This is a genomic window from Escherichia coli DSM 30083 = JCM 1649 = ATCC 11775 (assembly GCF_003697165.2).
Lineage (GTDB): Bacteria > Pseudomonadota > Gammaproteobacteria > Enterobacterales > Enterobacteriaceae > Escherichia > Escherichia coli.
This window is the reverse complement of the sequence record NZ_CP033092.2, coordinates 2,787,855-2,801,981: the sequence shown is the minus strand read 5'-3', so window position 1 is coordinate 2,801,981 and position 14,127 is coordinate 2,787,855. Positions and strand designations below refer to the sequence as shown.

Here is a 14,127-nt window from a genome sequence, read left to right as displayed (position 1 = left end):
GATAGCGATACAGATGCCGCTATCCGCTTTCACATCAGAACGTATACTCGATACCAGCCCAGAAATTGCGACCTTCTTCAATAAACCCTTCACTGTAGGCATATTTGGTATCAAACAGGTTATTGACCGACGCATTAACGCTGAAGCCATGACCTAAGGTGTAATCGGCTCGAATGTGGGTCACCGCAAAACCGGCGGCTTTTTGTGAACCGTCACTGTTGCTGTAGCTGGAGGAACGCGCCTCTTCCGACAGCGTTACGCTTAACGGCTCCCACGGTTTGAGAGTCATCCATGCGGTCATTGTCTGCGTTGGCAGATCGGTTATCTTGCCGATGTCTTTACGTTTGGCATCAGCGTGGATCAGGGCGTAGCTCAATCCTACATCCAGTATATTGCTGATTTTCCCCTTAATACCGGCATCCAGACCGCTGTAATCCACCGTGCCGCTGTTCTGATTTTGAATGGTATCGGCATCGATATTGTGCGAGAGGATGGCATCACTCACCCGGTTATAGTAAACGCTGACCTCAAATCCCCAGTCGTGCGTGAAGGCACCATTCCAGGTTAAATCCACCCCGCGCGCGCGTTCCGGCTTGAGCTGCGGGTTAACAATCGCTATCTGGTTATACGCAGGTTTGGACGTGGTATAGCGTTCTTTCAGCGTCGGAAAGCGTGTGCGGTCATAGTACGAAAGCGCCAGCGTGTCTTCATTGGCAAAGTGGTATTTCCCCATCACCTGCCAGTTAAAAGCTGACTGATTGTTGTCGTCATAATGGGTGATACTGCCATCTTTCTCATGTTTTTTCGCTTCTACGCTATCGCGCCAGTCATAGCTGATTCCAGCCACGACATCGACATTATCGGCAGCAGCCCATTGATATTCACTGGCGAGCGACCAGGTACGATCTTCATAGCGATCGTAAGCGGCGTGCGGCGCACCTTTTTCCCGGTGTACGTCATCTTTCCAGTTAACGGCAAACGACAGCAGATCGTTTTCACGCACATCGGCTGCCAGTTGTAACCCGGCACCGTCGCTGTAATCGGAATAATGGCTGTAGCTGCCTTTTTTATTTTTCAAATCAGCCAGCGAGTTGTACATCATTAGCGTATTTTCAAAGGTGTCGCGATACAGCCGACTTTTCAGGGTAAAACGATCGTTTAGTTGGGTCGTTCCCTGATAATAAAAACTTTCTTTGTCATACTCTGGCCACTGCCAGTAGCGTGATTTCTGACCACTATTTCCACTGTATGGCGGGTTATCTTTTTCACCATCCTGCTTAATGTAAGTCAATGTGTATTCATCGTTTTCGCGTGGTGTAAAACCGAGCTTCACAATGCCGCGTTTATCATCAGCCGATGAATTAATCATCTTGCCGTGTTTGCCTGCAATATCATTATTTACACCATGCGGCAGGCCGAGAAAATCCTGCTTTAGCTGGCTACCGCTGACTTGCAAATACCCCAGATCGCTGCTGGCGGCAAATGAAGCATGCATATCGTAGGCATTGTCCTGGCTACGGCTCCATCCCTGACGATATCCCAGACTGGCTTCCAGCGGTTTAGTCGGCTTCTGGGTGGTGATATTAATGGCTCCGCCCATCTGATTAGGCCCCTGAAGCAGCGACGAATACCCTTTGGAAACTTCAACTGCCCCCAAATTGTTGGTCAGAATCCGCGCCAGATCGAGGTTGCCGTCATAGGGAACATAAATGGGCACACCGTCGAAATAGACCGGCACCTGACGACTATCAAAGCCACGAACTTTGACCTGTTCTTCGTTGCGGCTACCTGACTTTTGCAGCACCACGCCGGGGACGACACTTAATGCCTGAGCGACATTCTGTTTATCCAGGGCCTTCATGGTGGGTTGATCGAGAACGGTGGTCGTCGTTGATGATACCGGACTGGACCATACGGTCAGCGTGTCGCTCTCCTGAGCCGCTACGGCCTGCTGGGTAAAGGCAAGTGTTAATACTGTGCAGAGATAACGTTTTTTGAGTCTCATAGAATAAATTCCGTTTAACAAAGAATTAAATAGAGGCTGCGGGTTGCAGACTGACTTTAATGTCAGCAGGTGCCGCGTAATAAGGCGCGGAGGTAATAAAAAGGCGAATGCCGCAGTCGAGGTAATTTTTGAGTGTTGTCAGATTAATTCCGCCGGTCAGAGCCAGCGTGCAGTGGGGAGCCAGCGACGGTGCTATTTGCGCAATTTCAGTTGCCTGTTGCGGACTAAATTTGTCGAGCTGAAGTACGTCTGGTTGCGCGCGTAACGCGGCGATTGCCTCTTTCGGCGTGTCGGCTTCAACAACTATTTTCTTCTCGGGTGCGTGGCGACGTAACTGATTGATTGCGCCTGACCAGTCCTGATTGTCATGAAGAAAATGGCGGTGGTTGGCAAACAATAATATGGTTTCCGCACATCCGGCACGATGAATCAGTCCTCCGGCAGCCAGAATTGCCTGCGAGGCCAGTAAGCGGGTGCCCGGAATTGCTTTTCGGGTGCAGGCGATATTGCCATCAGGGTAACGTTCACGAAGTAACGCCAGCATTTGAGCGAGATAATCAGAAACACCGCAACTCCACTCCAGCACATTCTGGACTGCCTTCCATCCCTGATGAAGTGCTGCGGCATTACCTTGCGCACGGATTAGCCGCTGACCCGCGTTCGCTTGTGAACCGTCGCTGACCGCGTCATCAATAGTTAATCCCAGCGTAGTTAACATCTTACACGCGACAGAAATTCCGCTGACGCAGCCGCCCTGACGGAGAAAAAACTCTATATAGCCATGCTGGTGTCCAATATTTAATGCTCGCGTGGTCAGGTCACCGCCCTGGATATCTTCCAGAAGTAACGCATCGATTTGTGCCTGAGAAAGGAAAATCATCGCAGTGTCTCCTGCGGTACGCTATCCCACCAGATGAGCGCCCAGTCGCGGCTGGCAGGGGCGAGGGCACGAGCATCTTGTTGTTGATACCAGCGATATAACCGCTCACGCTCATCGTCGTTAAGCGCGCCCAGACTCCAGCTGACGTTCTGCTCAAAACGTTCCCAGGTGCTGTTATCCTGTTGGCAATTTTGTCCACGGATAAAATCAACGTGAGCATAAATTCCCATCTGATACAGGACGTTGAGTGCAAAGATATAGTTGGGTAATTCGATCACTTCCCGACCAGCCGCCCGCTGAATGGCTGGAGAGACGAACGAGGTGCTGACCAGATGAGTCGTATAGACGCGAAGCCGTGCCTGATTATTCAGTTTGCTCATTGCCTGGCGCATATCAGCCACCAGAGTGGAGCGGGAAGCCACGGCAATATCGCAGCGTGGCAGGTCACTCCAGTCCTCTTCCCAGGCGCGCTGGATCCAGTGGACATTGTCTGCCTTTAGCGCGGCGGCGCGACGGGCGGCAACGTTCAGCATCCCCTGACTGTAATCAACGCCATAAATCGTCGTGAGTTTGTCCGCCAGCGCCAGCGATACGGTACCCGGTCCGCAGCCCATATCGAATAAGGTTTGCGCGCCTTGCAGGTCAATTTTTGAGGTCAGTTGTTGCAGGTAGCTGTCCGTAGGCGAGGCGCAATTTTCCGCCATTTTTTCCGCCCGTTGATCCCAGTGATCCGGCGTTTTTTCTGTGCGATGGGCCAGCCTGAGTTGCTGAAGGTAAAGGTCTGCAAAATCAATATCGTCAATGAGCATGATTTTTCCTTAGTGCTTAATTGCAGAGAGGTGATGGTGAATCTGGTCGGCAGAAACCCGGTACAGGGCAGCCAGTTTTTTCGTTGTTAACTGTTCGGTCGGTAAGCCTTGTGTTACTCGTCCATCTGGCTCTACCTGGATAATGCTGTCGGCAATGGCGTTTGCATGGAGCGGATGATGAGTCGACATTAACATTGTCATGCCGTTATTTTTGAGCTGCGCCAGCGTGTCCAGAAGTTGGATCTGATGACCGAAATCGAGGCTGGAGGCAGGCTCATCCAGTAATAACAAGCGCGGTTGCTGGACGAGTGCACGGGCGATTAAAGCCAGCTGACGTTCACCGCCGCTAAGCGTATTCCAGCGTCGTGCCGCCAGATGCAAAATGCCCAGCTTTTCCAGTTGCTCCGTTGCTTTCAGGCGTTCTTGCTTACCGGGAACGGAAAAAGCGCCTATGGTGGGGGCCAGGCCCATCAACACCATATCCAGCACACTAAAAGCAAAAATGCCGTCGTGCGCCTGCGGCACCCAGGCAATAGCCTGCGCGCGCTGGCGATGGCTGAGTGTCTGCACAGGGAGGCTATCCAGTAAGATCTCGCCTTTTAATAACGGTATAACGCCAAGAATGGAGCGCATGAGTGTGGTTTTGCCGCAACCATTGGCTCCTAACAGACAACAAATTGTTCCTTGCGACAGGGTGAAGGACACGTCGCGTAGCACCGGATGGCGGGAGTAACCCAGAGACGCATGACGGACGGCAAGCAAAGTCACTGGCGACCTCCGCGTAACAACAAAAACAGGAAAAACGGTGCGCCAACAAAAGCGGTCAGAATGCCAAGTGGGATTTCTGTTGTTCCAATGCTGCGTGCCAGCGTATCGGTAAGCAGGAGCAGAATCGCGCCAGTACACATTGCCATGGGCAACAGCTGCTGATGGTTATGACCGGTCAACAAGCGGGCAATGTGCGGAACGACCAGGCCGACCCAACCAATTATGCCCGCTATTGCTACCGTGCTGGCGGTGATGAGTGTGGCACAGACAATCAATCCAAAGCGCAGACGTGTCACGTTCAGTCCCAGCGAACGGGCTTCGTCGTCGGAAAGCGTGAGTAAATTCATGCGCCAGCGGAGAAAAAACAGGGGCAAGGAGCCTATGAGAATGATCGGTGCAGCATAGCAGAGATCGCGTAAGGTCACGGTGGACAGCCCCCCCAGCAACCAGAAGGTAATTGACGGTAACTGGGTATAAGGATCGGCCAGCGTTTTTATTAGCGATATCCCCGCTCCGCACAACGTTCCTAACGCAATGCCTACCAGCACCAGGGTTAAGATCGGATCGTGGCGGGTCACCCGACGCGTAATCAACCAGACGCCCGCGACCACCATCAGCCCGCCGCAAAATGCGTACAGCTGGATGTAAACAATGGATAATCCCCACAGGATTGCCGCGCAGGCACCAAGTCCGGCACCGGCGGAGACGCCTAAAATATCCGGTGACACTAAGGGATTACGGAACATTCCCTGATAGGTGGTTCCGGCCCCTGCCAGCGCCGCGCCCAGAAACAGCGCAGCAAGAATACGCGGCACGCGGATTTGCCAGAAGACAATTTGTTCCTGCACAGGAACATTTTCTTGACGAAGAATGAGCGCCAGCAGTTGCTGCATATCGAGATGATAAGCCCCACTTACGGCGGCAAAAGTGATACTGATAGCTGCCAGCAGCAAAATACATCCGTTTACGGTTCTCATTAGCTCGCCACCAATTTTTGATAGTCGGCGTCACTGAGTGAACAATGCCAGAACAGTTGGGCGTAATGCTGTATGTCACTTTTAAACTGGCGATTGATGGCGGGATCCAGCCAGGCGTGAAGTCTGCGTAATCCCAGAAGACGGTTGATTCCCGGCGGGGCATCCAGCCAGCCAAAGGGCAGGCCACTTAAAAATAAGATGCGTTGTTCCGCAACCGCTTTCACGCCCTGCCAGAGAGGATCACGACGAATAAAATCTGCAGTAACGGCCTCCTGAACCAGAATAATATCCGGCTGCCAGCGCAGGAGATTTTCCATGGAAACCTGTGTCAGACCGTGGCGATCGGCTATTTGCGCGACGTTGTGCAAACCTAATAATTCCGCCGCCTCGGTATGCAACGAACCCTGTAAGCCCGTTTCCAGCCCTCGAGGACCGCGCGCAGCATAAAAGCTGAGATTAGCGGCGGGTGAGGTGGCGAATGCCTGAGCTTCACCAACGAAGCGGCTGGCGAGATTGGCTTGTTCTGCGGCGCGGTGCTCTTCGCCTAACGTTTTGCCAAGCGTTGTTAACTGTTCTGCTGATTGTTCCAGTTTCCCGTTAAGCAATAACCAGGGTATTTGTGTCTGTTCGCTAACCTGCCGTGCCTGGGAGATCCAGGTTTCATCCGTATTGCCGCAATCAACGACCAAATCGGGATGTAACGCCATAAGCCCTTCCAGCGAGAGTGTGCTGGCGCGCCCGGCGAGTCGTCCCAGCCTGGGGAACTGGCGAATGTGCTCTGGCAATGGAATTAATGCCTGACGGGCAAAATCAAAAGAGGAAAAACCGACCATTTTTTCTGGCGCGACAGCCAGCAATAGTAAATCGGCGGGCGCGCCTGCGCTGACGATGCGTGTAATGTTTTGGGCTTCGGGAAGCGTCCGTGAGGCCCAGAATTTGACTGATTGTGCGAAGGACGGCAGATGATGCAGGAACAATGTCGACGCAAGAATCTGTGTAAACCTCCGTCTGGTTAGTGACATAAGTAATATCCTGATAATTAAAACCGCTATATACTTACACATATAGCGAAAAAGATCATGTTTGATGTCAAAATTTGTCTAAAGAGACAGAATGATTTGCTTGTTTCTTAAATAACACTTTGTTCCACAAGAAAATTGTCAGGGAGAATGGGGAGTGGGGGAAAATATAAATAGAGGTGTAATGATTAACAAGTTGATAAAATAAAATTAAAATCTTCTCTAATAAAAGAAAATAAAGGCATAGACCGTAGAAAGAGTGGTATTTGGTATTTCGTGATGAAGAAAGAGCAATGCCAATTTTATGCACGTAATGGCATTGCTCGATATACAGTAAAGTTAAGGCGTAGGTTCCGCCTCTTTTTGTTTTAGCGGCTGTGTTGTTGATTCACTGAGTGGACGCGTCGCCGGAACATTGTCACACGGTTGCTCTTTCGGGCAGATCAAATCCAGCATTTTCAGCGTCACGCCATTGGTCCAGCCAAAGCCATCCTGTAATGGATATTCGCCACCGCCGCCCCCTGTTCCGGTGGTGCTGACATCATATTTTTCCACCAGCTTTTTCTCCCGGTCATAGGTGTGCTGAACATTGGTCAGGAAGTGCCAGCTAATGTCCATCGCTACCTCTTTTTGCCCGTAGTTTTGTAATCCTTCAGTCGCGACCCACTGCAACGGTGCCCAGCCGTTTGGCGCATCCCATTGTTGCCCACTTTTCACCGACGTGGTGTTCAGGCCGCCGGGTTGCAGCAGATGTGTTTTCGTCGCCGTCGCCATTTTGCTGGCGCGATCTTTCGCTGCCGCATTGACGTACAGCGGGAACAGGGCGGCCGCGGTTAACTGATTGCGCACTTTATGACTTTTCAGGTCGTAATCGGCATACCAGCCTTGTTGATCGTTCCACAGGTATTTTTCGATCCCTTTTTGACGGGCATTTGCCAGCGTTTCGTACTGGTTTGCCATCGCGTTATCTCCGATAGCTTTGCTGGCGCGGGCGAGGATTTTTTCCATTTTGAACATCAAGCTGTTCAGATCGACCGGTACGATGCTGGTGGTGCGTAAGGTGTTTAACTGCTGCGGATTGTCCATCCAGCGCGAGCTGAAATCCCAGCCAGACGCAGCGGCAGAGCGCAGGTCGCGGTAAATTTCAGTGGCAGGTCGATTCGGATTGCTTTTGGCAGTGGCAATATCTTCCACCCATGACTCTGGTCGTGGCGTATCGCGATCGTCCCAGTAGCGGTTGAGAAGGGTACCATCCTGAAGTTTTACAACGCGTTTTTCCTGTTGTCCGGCTTGCAGGTTTTCAACACCGTCCATCCAGTAAGCATATTCTTTTTGCATTTGCGGCAGGTATTGTTTCAACGCGGCGTCGCCTTCATGCTGCGCCAGTAACTCTACCATCAGGGCAAAGAAGGGCGGTTGCGAGCGGCTTAAATAGTAACTGCGGTTGCCGTTGGGAATATGACCGTAATTGTCTATTTCATGAGCAAAATTGGCCACCATATCCGCGACTTTATCCCAGTGACCGCTTTCGGCAAGTCCTAACATGGTGAAGTAACTGTCCCAGTAATATACCTCGCGAAAACGTCCGCCGGGCACGACATAAGGTTTTGGCAGCGGTAATAGAGAATCCCATTTTTCGGTGTTTTCGGTAGAACGCGTTAATACCGGCCAAAGTCCGTCAATATGTTCGCGCAGTGATTGCCCCTCTGGCGGAACATATTTCTCGCCCTCTTTCGGCAGGGTGAAATTGACGTTAACGAAATGGCGTAGATCAAATCCGCTCTGGTTTTGCTGCATCCGATAATCAGCAAGGATCATCAGCGGATCGCTGTTCGGCACGGCATCGGCAAAGGTTTTTTGGTCCGGAAAAAGTTTGGCGTTTTGCACATCATTAAACAGCGGCCCTAATAAAATATCAGGCGGTTGTGGTGTTACCGATGTTTCTTCTGCCTGCACCGATAGCGCAGCGAAACACAAAAAGATGCAGGCTGGAATTAACGCCATTTTTTGCGGGCGAGAAGGTGCGGGGGATTTCATCAGTCATTCTCCTTTGGCGAAACCGAATAAAACGGTATTCAAGTATCAGAAAACCTTAGTTCAGGATCGCACTAGCTGCATGATCGAAATCACATTCTGCGAACTGACAGACATTTTAGAAAAGGGAATTAAAGGGATAAATAACGGCGAAATAGAGTGATAAAATAACATCTGTTTATTAGTCAGCCAGCGACGTTGGGTTTGCGATTAGCGAAGAAAAATCATCATAATTTGGTGAAAAATATAACAGGTAGTTAAAAACATCAGTGCAGAGTAAATTGCCGGATGACATCAGAATGATGCCATCCGAACGGTGGTTTAACCCTGACGGTTGAAACGTTGCGTTTTAACGTCCAGCGTTAGCGTTTCTTCTGGTTGTATCGCATACAGTTTCTCACCCTGCTGGCAAATCCAGCCAATTCCCAGTTCACGGGCGATTAGGGCACTGTGGGATAGCGGACTTCCGGCGCTAAGGCAGATACCTTTTACAACCGCTGGATCCAGTTGCAGTACTGTGGAGGGATAAATGTTCTCCGCCAGTAGAATAGTTGGCGAGTTAAACTGCGGGAGTTCTTCTTTCGTTTGGGTCAGGTGGACCAGGGTGCGATGCAGAAGATCGTCCACATCGATATAGCGAGCCTGTAGATATTCATCATCCAGCTGTTGGTATTGCTGGCTAAGTTCTTTAAGAACTTGCTGCCAGGCATATTCCGCCGTGCAATGTTCATGCTGAAGGAGTTCGCTTGCCGCCGCCTGCAGTTCCGGATCATCTAACAGTGTATGGTGACCAGAAAAGATTGCGGCAATATCGTCAAGCCCGCAGGTTTCTGCTTTCGCTGTTAACGTCATCAGATCTAATAACGTGAAGTCAATGGCCTGGCGTAATCGTTCTTGTTCTTCTTCCACGGTCAGGGTTGATTTTGCCTGTACCGTACATAAAACAGGTTGATAATAAAAGGCTTTACCCGAAACAGGCGGAACGGGACGCAGAGTAGGTGGAGCAACTTCCTCCGTTTCACCAAAGTTATCTTCAGCCAGCTGACGGAAAGCGATCAGTGCCTCTTCAGCTTCTGGTCCTTTCGCAATCAGGCGCAGCGTATCGTTATAGCGAACTTGTAGTAACGCAATCTGGTTAATACTATCCGGTGTAACGCATTTGCCGTTTTTCTCCAGCAACATATCGGCATTAAATGTCGATAAGGTATAAACCAGCCGGGAGGCCGGACGTACATGCAGGCCGTTACGGTTTTTTATGACCACCGACAGAGAACGGGCTTCTTCATCGTACGGAGGACATGTGTCAGAGATTTCAGTGTCGGAGGACGGTAAACCCAGTTGTTCACGTTTGGCTTCCAGCGCATGCATGGCGTCAAAGATAACTTTGTCGATATCCGCCCCCGAGGCCGCGCTGACCGTTGCTGCCAGTGTACCTTCGACCAACGGCGCAGCACACAAACGTACTTTTGCGGCGATCTCGGGAGCCAGCAATTCCAGCGCAGTTTCAGCACTCAATAATGCGCTACCCATATCCATCATGACCAGCACATGGTCGGCATCGGCAACAGATTCGATGGCCTCCATCACTTTGACGGCATCGGTACCAATGGGATTATGTGGATCGTCAATTCCCGCGGCAATGGCGATTTTACAACTATCACTCATTAACATCTGACGGGCTAATTCACCGACACCTTCTCCCAGTCGGCTGCTATGTGAAACTATGACCAGGTTTACCATCACCAATTCCTTACTCTTTTGCGGCTAACGCCAACATTTGCATCATAAACATCACCGAGGTCGCGCCGGGATCCTGGTGACCAATACTGCGTTCACCGAGATAACTGGCGCGGCCTTTGCGGGCTTGCATCGTAATCGTACTTTGTGCAGCGGATTCGGCGATGCTACTGGCAGCGTCGAGCGCCGCCGGAACAGGGAGATTTTGCTCGCAGGACTGACGTAACGATTCCACCACCGGCACCCACACATCACACATGGTTTTATCGCCAGGTTCGGCTTTCCCGCGACTGATTACGCCGTCCGCGCCATCGCGGAACATCTGATAAAGCTCTTCCAGCGTCAGGCTTTGCCGTGCATGGGTTGTCTGTGCGGCGCGGATAAAGAAGGTACCGAACAGCGGACCACTGGCACCTCCGACGCTGGAAAGTAGTGTCATGCCGGTATTCTTGAGAATGAAACCGATATCTTTATCTGCGATAGCAGGGAGTTTTTCTACCACTTTGCTAAAGCCTCGATTCATATTTAGCCCGTGGTCAGCGTCGCCAATCTCGCGATCCAGTCCAGTAAGATACTCGCTCTCGGTGCTGAAAATATCGCCACAACGAGTGAGCCAGTTAACAATTTGAGTTCTGCTCAGTGACATTGCTTTCTCCTTATTTACCCCAGTTAAGGGCCGGGGTGTGGACAGGGGCGTCCCAGAATGCCAGCGTTTCGTCATCAACTTTCAGTAAGGTGATTGAGAAACCGGTCATATCCAGTGAGGTGCAGTACGCGCCAATTAAATTACGTTCGATAGTCAATCCCGCTTGCTGGCAACGTGTGGTCAGGCGGTTATAGACGCCGTACAGCTCAGAAAGCGGAGTTGCGCCAAGATTGTTAACCAGCGCAATCACCCGATCGCCAGACTGGAGCGGTTGTTTGGTTTGTGGTTCTTCCTGCCAGCTGCCTTGTTGATAATCCCAGAAACGCAAAGTGCGATGGTATGAGCCATTTTCCAGCAGGGTGTCGAACATTTCATCGACGGTTTGATCAAGGGAAGAGAAGGGGCGGCGGTCAATACCTGGCTCACCATGAATGCCGACGCCAAACTCCATCTCATTATCCGCCAGGGTAAAAGAAGGTTTGCCCGCGGCAGGAACGGTACAGGCACCGAGAGCGATACCTATTGAATGGCCTTGATTATTCAACTTACGCCCCAGTTCCGCACAGGCGTCCAGTGAGTCGCCACGCTCCGCCGCTGCACCTACGAGTTTTTCAATTAATACGGTGTTGGCAACGCCGCGCCGCCCGGCGGTATAAAGACTGTCTTTTACTGCAACGTCGTCATCAATGACCACAGTGGTCACTTTTACGCCGCTATCGTGCAGTAACTCGGTTGCTGTTTCGAAGTTAAGAATATCGCCGGTGTAATTTTTGATAATCAACAGTACACCTTCGCCGCCATCAATTTGCATGGCGCATTCAAAGATTTTATCGGGCGTCGGTGAGGTGAAAATTTCGCCCGGACAGGCCCCAGAAAGCATCCCCTGACCGATATAGCCACAGTGCATCGGCTCGTGTCCGCTGCCGCCACCCGACAGCAGGGCGACTTTCCCTGCAACGGGGGCATCAGCTCGGGTGACATACACCGGATCCTGATGCAGTGTCAGCGATGGATGCGCCTTCGCTAGTCCTGCCAGTTGTTCGTCCAGTACGTCTTGCACATCATTGATCAATTTTTTCATTATTTTGCTCCAGCAATTACGGTAGGGCATGGATGATGTTCAACGACACGGCGACCACTGACTGCCGATGAATCCATTGTGCATCAGGCAAGGGAAAAGAAAATTAGCCCAAATTATGTTTCATAGTGAAACATATGCTTTAATGAATGTTCCATATTGAAACTTTTACGTGTATTAATACTTAAAATTGCGAGCCGGAACACCTTTTGTCATAAGGGATGCGGGATATGAGTGGCGCTTTTAACAACGATGGTCGGGGCATATCTCCCTTAATTGCAACCTCCTGGGAGAGATGCAATAAGCTGATGAAACGGGAGACATGGAACGTACCACACCAGGCCCAGGGCGTGACATTTGCTTCTATTTATCGGCGTAAGAAAGCGATGCTGACGCTCGGGCAGGCTGCGCTGGAAGATGCCTGGGAATATATGGCATCGCGAGAGTGTGCGTTGCTTATCCTCGATGAAACCGCCTGCATTCTCAGCCGTAATGGCGATCCGCAAACCTTGCAGCAACTAAGTACACTGGGATTCAATGACGGCACGTATTGCGCCGAGGGAATTATTGGTACTTGTGCGCTATCGTTAGCGGCTATCTCTGGTCAGGCCGTGAAAACGATGGCCGATCAACATTTCAAACAGGCACTCTGGAACTGGGCCTTTTGCGCAACGCCGTTGTTTGACAGCAAGGGCCGATTGACGGGAACAATAGCGCTGGCGTGTCCGGTTGAGCAAACTACCGCAGCTGATTTGCCGTTGACGTTGGCAATCGCACGCGAGGTCGGAAATTTACTGCTGACGGACAGTTTGCTCGCTGAAACTAACCGTCATTTAAATCAACTTAATGCCCTGTTAGAAAGTATGGATGATGGCGTGATTAGCTGGGACGAGCAGGGTAATTTGCAATTTATCAATGCCCAGGCGGCGCGGGTCTTGCGCCTTGACGCGACGGCAAGTCAGGGACGAGCAATCACTGAACTCTTAACGTTACCCGCCGTATTGCAACAAGCAATAAAACAGTCACATCCGCTCAAACACGTAGAAGCCACCTTTGAAAGTCAGCATCAGTTTATTGATGCGGTGATAACCCTTAAACCGATAATAGAAACGCAGGGAACCAGCTTTATTTTATTGCTCCATCCTGTGGAACAGATGCGGCAGTTAATGACCAGTCAATTAGGAAAAGTCAGCCATACCTTCGCTCATATGCCACAGGACGATCCGCAAACCCGCCGCTTGATTCATTTTGGTCGCCAGGCGGCACGCAGTAGCTTTCCTGTCCTGCTTTGTGGAGAAGAGGGCGTGGGCAAGGCACTGCTAAGTCAGGCAATTCATAATGAAAGCGAGCGTGCAGCGGGGCCTTATATCGCCGTCAATTGTGAGTTATATGGTGATGCGGCGCTGGCGGAAGAATTTATTGGTGGCGATCGCACGGATAGTGAAAATGGCCGTCTGAGTCGGCTGGAACTGGCGCACGGCGGCACGCTGTTTCTTGAAAAGATTGAATATCTGGCGGTGGAGTTACAGTCTGCCTTGCTTCAGGTTATCAAGCAGGGGGTTATCACGCGACTGGATGCGCGGCGTTTAATACCCATTGATGTCAAAGTGATTGCCACAACGACCGCGGACCTCGCAATGCTGGTGGAACAAAATCGTTTTAGTCGCCAGCTGTATTACGCGCTGCATGCATTTGAAATTACCATCCCGCCACTGCGTATGCGGCGTGGCAGCATTCCGGCGCTGGTGAATAACAAATTACGCAGCCTTGAAAAACGCTTCTCTACGCGGCTGAAAATTGATGACGATGCCCTCGCTCGCCTGGTTTCCTGTGCATGGCCTGGCAACGATTTTGAACTTTACAGCGTCATCGAGAATCTTGCTCTGAGTAGTGATAATGGGCGCATTCGCGTCAGTGATTTGCCGGAACATCTGTTTACCGAGCAGGCGACAGATGATGTCAGCGCCACCCGCCTTTCCACCAGTCTGTCATTTGCGGAAGTTGAAAAAGAGGCAATTATTAACGCAGCCCAGGTCACAGGCGGTCGCATTCAGGAAATGTCGGCTTTACTTGGAATCGGCCGCACCACGCTGTGGCGGAAAATGAAGCAACATGGCATTGATGTGAGTCAGTTTAAGCGCCGTGGATAGCGGGAGAGTATGCACTCTCCCGCG

At 51.1% G+C, this 14,127-nt stretch carries 11 protein-coding genes; 1 reads left to right on the top strand and 10 read right to left on the bottom strand.

Features of this window, described 5'->3' with window-relative positions; all coding sequences use genetic code 11:
• Positions 1-34: 34 nt before the first annotated feature.
• The 10 genes from EAS44_RS14710 to dhaK form a co-directional block, all read right to left on the bottom strand.
• The gene (locus EAS44_RS14710; RefSeq protein ID WP_001331731.1) at positions 35-2,005 is read right to left on the bottom strand and encodes a TonB-dependent receptor plug domain-containing protein; all 1,971 of its coding nucleotides are present in this window, start codon (positions 2,003-2,005) and stop codon (positions 35-37) included.
• A gap of 25 nt (positions 2,006-2,030) precedes the next feature.
• Complete coding sequence (gene modD, locus EAS44_RS14705) at positions 2,031-2,885, bottom strand: ModD protein (protein ID WP_000576827.1); 855 nt, start codon at positions 2,883-2,885, stop codon at positions 2,031-2,033.
• Positions 2,882-3,694 (bottom strand): class I SAM-dependent methyltransferase, encoded by an 813-nt coding sequence (locus EAS44_RS14700; protein WP_000904011.1) that lies wholly within the window; start codon positions 3,692-3,694, stop codon positions 2,882-2,884. The genes modD and EAS44_RS14700 overlap by 4 nt, the downstream gene beginning before the upstream one ends.
• 9 nt (positions 3,695-3,703) lie before the next feature.
• Complete coding sequence (locus tag EAS44_RS14695) at positions 3,704-4,462, bottom strand: ABC transporter ATP-binding protein (RefSeq protein WP_000173308.1); 759 nt, start codon at positions 4,460-4,462, stop codon at positions 3,704-3,706.
• Positions 4,459-5,439: a FecCD family ABC transporter permease gene (locus tag EAS44_RS14690; RefSeq protein ID WP_001261263.1), complete on the bottom strand. Its 981-nt coding sequence runs from the start codon at positions 5,437-5,439 to the stop codon at positions 4,459-4,461. Before EAS44_RS14690 ends, EAS44_RS14695 begins: the two co-directional genes overlap by 4 nt.
• Positions 5,439-6,461 carry an iron ABC transporter substrate-binding protein gene (locus EAS44_RS14685; protein WP_000060148.1) on the bottom strand — a complete coding sequence of 341 codons (1,023 nt, stop codon included), beginning with the start codon at positions 6,459-6,461 and terminating at the stop codon, positions 5,439-5,441. The genes EAS44_RS14690 and EAS44_RS14685 overlap by 1 nt, the downstream gene beginning before the upstream one ends.
• A 336-nt stretch (positions 6,462-6,797) precedes the next feature.
• Positions 6,798-8,495: an alpha,alpha-trehalase gene (gene treA / locus EAS44_RS14675; RefSeq protein ID WP_000841739.1), complete on the bottom strand. Its 1,698-nt coding sequence runs from the start codon at positions 8,493-8,495 to the stop codon at positions 6,798-6,800.
• Between the two features lie 318 nt (positions 8,496-8,813).
• Positions 8,814-10,232 (bottom strand): dihydroxyacetone kinase phosphoryl donor subunit DhaM, encoded by a 1,419-nt coding sequence (gene dhaM / locus EAS44_RS14670; RefSeq protein ID WP_001331726.1) that lies wholly within the window; start codon positions 10,230-10,232, stop codon positions 8,814-8,816.
• Positions 10,233-10,242: 10 nt separating this feature from the next.
• Entirely contained in the window at positions 10,243-10,875 is a 633-nt protein-coding gene (gene dhaL, locus EAS44_RS14665) for a dihydroxyacetone kinase subunit DhaL (protein WP_001514141.1), read from the bottom strand.
• A gap of 10 nt (positions 10,876-10,885) precedes the next feature.
• Positions 10,886-11,956, bottom strand: coding sequence for a dihydroxyacetone kinase subunit DhaK (gene dhaK / locus EAS44_RS14660; protein ID WP_000733693.1), 1,071 nt, complete (start codon positions 11,954-11,956; stop codon positions 10,886-10,888).
• Positions 11,957-12,183: 227 nt separating this feature from the next.
• Between dhaK and dhaR the strand changes: the two genes are divergently transcribed.
• Positions 12,184-14,103 (top strand): dihydroxyacetone kinase operon transcriptional regulator DhaR, encoded by a 1,920-nt coding sequence (gene dhaR, locus EAS44_RS14655; protein WP_001350856.1) that lies wholly within the window; start codon positions 12,184-12,186, stop codon positions 14,101-14,103.
• Positions 14,104-14,127: the final 24 nt, after the last annotated feature.

Excerpts from the sequence above, each read along its gene's own strand:
- EAS44_RS14685 (WP_000060148.1), bottom strand. The coding sequence starts at position 6,461 with ATGTCACTAACCAGACGGAGGTTTACACAGATTCTTGCGTCGACATTG.
- EAS44_RS14690 (WP_001261263.1), bottom strand. The coding sequence starts at position 5,439 with ATGAGAACCGTAAACGGATGTATTTTGCTGCTGGCAGCTATCAGTATC.
- dhaL (WP_001514141.1), bottom strand. The coding sequence starts at position 10,875 with ATGTCACTGAGCAGAACTCAAATTGTTAACTGGCTCACTCGTTGTGGC.
- EAS44_RS14710 (WP_001331731.1), bottom strand. The coding sequence starts at position 2,005 with ATGAGACTCAAAAAACGTTATCTCTGCACAGTATTAACACTTGCCTTT.
- dhaM (WP_001331726.1), bottom strand. The coding sequence starts at position 10,232 with ATGGTAAACCTGGTCATAGTTTCACATAGCAGCCGACTGGGAGAAGGT.
- EAS44_RS14700 (WP_000904011.1), bottom strand. The coding sequence starts at position 3,694 with ATGCTCATTGACGATATTGATTTTGCAGACCTTTACCTTCAGCAACTC.
- dhaR (WP_001350856.1), top strand. The coding sequence starts at position 12,184 with ATGAGTGGCGCTTTTAACAACGATGGTCGGGGCATATCTCCCTTAATT.
- dhaK (WP_000733693.1), bottom strand. The coding sequence starts at position 11,956 with ATGAAAAAATTGATCAATGATGTGCAAGACGTACTGGACGAACAACTG.
- modD (WP_000576827.1), bottom strand. The coding sequence starts at position 2,885 with ATGATTTTCCTTTCTCAGGCACAAATCGATGCGTTACTTCTGGAAGAT.
- treA (WP_000841739.1), bottom strand. The coding sequence starts at position 8,495 with ATGAAATCCCCCGCACCTTCTCGCCCGCAAAAAATGGCGTTAATTCCA.